This is a genomic window from Streptomyces sp. (genome assembly GCF_050698815.1).
Lineage (GTDB): Bacteria > Actinomycetota > Actinomycetes > Streptomycetales > Streptomycetaceae > Streptomyces.
Genome location: NZ_JBOHCV010000241.1, coordinates 1 through 2,985 on the forward strand (window position 1 = coordinate 1; position 2,985 = coordinate 2,985).

Sequence of the window (2,985 nt, forward strand, 5' to 3'; positions counted from 1 at the left end):
ACCGAGGCGTAGCCGCTCGGTCCCGCGGTCGCCAGAGCCATCGCAGGAATCGGGACAGGAACTCGGGGGATCGGTAGCGGGAGGATCGGCAGACCGGGCAGACCTGGCCCCGAGGGTGCCTCGGGGCGGGGGAGGTGGACACGGGCCTGTGAGCTGTCCAGGGCGTGTGCCACGTCCCCGAGGTGGTGTATGTGCGGGTCACCCAGAACGGCCGAGTTCAGGCCGCCGTCGAAGCCGTTGCCGCCCCACTTGGGGTCGTCGAAGGGGTTGTCGATGGCGAACAAGTCCACCTTGTGGAGGCCGATCTCACGGTTCGCCGCGTCGATGTGTTCGGCGTACTTGTCGCAGGCCTTCGCCAATTGCTGGCAGGCTGCTGCGAGGTTCGCCACCAACGTCTCGTCTGCCTGGGCTCGCTCAGGGGGGTCGGCGTATCCCACGCACCTTTTGAAGTACCGGTCGAAGGCATCCGCCGCCTCCCCACTGTGCGCCTTGTTCGCCGTCGACGCGCACCCTTGCGCAGCGTTCAGGAGCCGCCCCACCAGCTTGCCGGCCTTGCGCCAGGAGTCGGCTACGTCCCGGGCCTTGTCTGGGTCGCCGCGGAAGCGTTCACCGCTCCCAGGCTTGTACTGCTTGTACCAAGCCGTGTCGCCGACGACCTCCGGAAGTTCTTGGCCCCTGTTGAGGAACGCCTGGTCACATCCGTCACTCGGGTCGGCCATGCCTGCCGTCAGGTCCTGCTGATTGCCCATGATGGACGCCGCGGTTCTGCTCTCCTGTGCCATGAACTCCCGCGCCGTGCGCATGAGCCCGGCACCGGTCTGCCCCAGCACGTAGGCGCTGAAGCCCATCTGGTCCAGAGTCGTGGTCGCTGCCGACGTGTAGGCCTTGGAGAAGTTGCGCCCGGCGTCATCGTCGCCTGCCATCCCGCCCTGCCGACCGTTGAGCTCGGAGGAGAGTGCGATGGTGGTGTCGCGTGCCCCCTTCATCACATCGACCAGGCCCATCGAGCCCTTGATCATGTCCGATGCATACAGGTGCATCCGGTCCCCGCCCACAACTCTCCCTCCCCCGCCGCCTTTTACGGCTCGGCCCACTACACCTATCGCATGGTGATCGGCGCAGTCGAGGGCACGCGGAGCCAACTTTGAGGGTCGGCTGTGATGGAGATGCCGAAGGCTGGGTCCGGCGAACCGGCCAGGTCAGCGCTAGTGGATGGGGCGGAAGGTGGTGGCTGGGACGCGGGCCTGTGATCCCGGTGGAACCGGTCACTGTCGCTACGCATGAACAGGGCGAGGGCGCTGGTGTCGATCAGGAACTACGCGGGCTGCGGCATCGTCTGTCTCCGCGAGCTCGGAGGGCGTTCCGAAGCCGGTCCTTCCTCCAACACGCGGCCAGAGGGGGGAGTGCACTGCTCCGCCACCAAGCCTTACCGGCTGTAGTCGCGCTATGTTGGCGGTCGTCAGCGGTAGCGGATGAGGCGGAAGCTGTTCGCCGCAACCGGGTTGAGGTCGGCGATGGGGTTGGCCGAGCCGTCGAGGATGGCCGGGCCGTCGTTCGTACGCAAGCCCGTGAGGACGAAGCCGGTCGACTCGCGGCCGCGGGCGTCCCGGCGGCGGATCCAGACCAGGGCGCGGGCGCCGGGCGGCATGGCACGGAGTTCGTCGAAGACCTCGACCCAGTCGTCGTGTTCAGTCACGGATATCGGGGAGCCCAGCTCCTTGAGGTTGTATTGCAGCCATGCCGCCGGGCCCGGTTCGGGTGGGAAGGGCAGCACGCCGTCGCCGGGCTCGCGGCCGTTGTTCCAGGCGTCGAGCCAGTGCCAGGGGTAGGCGTTGGAGAGCAGGAACGGCTCGGAGGCCGCCTTGGGGACGATGAGCGCCGCGTCCAGCATGCCTTGCGTCCAGTCCTGATTCTGGATGAACGCCTCTGTATTGCAGGCGAACAGCCAGCCGCGGGCCATCTCGTCCGCGGGAGCGGGGTCCAGGAGGGCGACGGGTTCCTCGTACGTGCGGCGCAGCCACGTCTCCGCCTTGACGACTGCAGTGGTGAAGTTGTCCGCTTCCGCCTGCCAGGGGGTGGATGCTGGAGCGGGTTGGGGCGGTTCGGTGGGGCGCGTACGGGCGAAGGTCAGGCTGCGGATGCCTTCGGCGTCGAGTTTGGCGAGGGCGCCCGTCATGCCGTCGAGGAAGGTGACCCCGTTCTTGTCGTTGAGCACGTAGATCAGGTGGCCGGTCGTCTCCACGCCCCCCGTCTCACGCCGTACCCACACCACACCCTGCGTGCCCAGTCCCGGTTCCTGTGCCTTGACGATGACGTCGTCCCAGCTCGCGCAGTGCAGTTGCTCCGCGCCCGGGAAGTACCGGCGCAGCAGCAGCGTCCACCAGCCGGGTGCCTCGTGCGCCGGCGTCCAGGGAAGTGAGCTGGTCGGAGCGCCGTTGATGGCTGAGGCGACCGTGACCACGCAGCCACGGGAGTTGAGCTTGCGCGCCTGGTTTTCCGGGAGTCGGGGCGAGGGCGCGCGGCCGAACTCGGCGATGTCCGCCAGCGGGTCGTTGGCCGCCGGATGGAAGGGGATGCTGCCGTCCTTCGGTACGACAACGGACGCCGCCAGCATGGGAGTCGGCGGGTAGCCGGGCTGGCGCATGGACCGGCAGCCGAACAGCCACGTCGCGGAGTCCTCCGCGACGGGCTCCTGCTGGGCCAGTTCGACGAGGCCGCCGTAGGTGGCCTGCAACCAGTGGAGTGCCTGCTGCCGGGCGTCGACCATGATGCGTCAGGCCCCCGTGGGGGGCTGGTTCGCGGAGAGCTGCTCCATGTATGCGGCCACCGGGATGTTGCTCGGTGGAAAGTGAGGCGCTCCGCCGTCCTTCGGGACGATGAGCACCCGGGTGAAGGGGGCCTTCGCGAGTTCTCCCGTGTCCAGATGTTCCTGCGAGTCGAACCGGACCGCCCATGCCACCGGGTATTCCTGCGTCAGTTCAGGCT

At 68.1% G+C, this 2,985-nt stretch carries 2 protein-coding genes and 1 pseudogene; all 3 read right to left on the reverse strand.

All coding sequences use genetic code 11. From position 1 onward, the window contains the following. Positions 1-1,019, reverse strand: a pseudogene (locus ACRDP3_RS08870) (restriction endonuclease fold toxin-2 domain-containing protein); the annotation flags it as partial. A gap of 440 nt (positions 1,020-1,459) precedes the next feature. Next, a complete protein-coding gene (locus ACRDP3_RS08875) occupies positions 1,460-2,767 on the reverse strand; it encodes a YrhB domain-containing protein (protein WP_431516309.1) in 1,308 nt (435 codons plus the stop codon). Positions 2,768-2,773: 6 nt separating this feature from the next. Next, positions 2,774-2,985 (reverse strand): YrhB domain-containing protein (locus ACRDP3_RS08880; protein WP_431516310.1); only part of this gene is annotated, 212 nt, incomplete at its 5' end.

Bases quoted from the DNA above. Each gene is read 5' to 3' on its own strand.
- ACRDP3_RS08875 (WP_431516309.1), bottom strand. From the start codon at position 2,767: ATGGTCGACGCCCGGCAGCAGGCACTCCACTGGTTGCAGGCCACCTAC.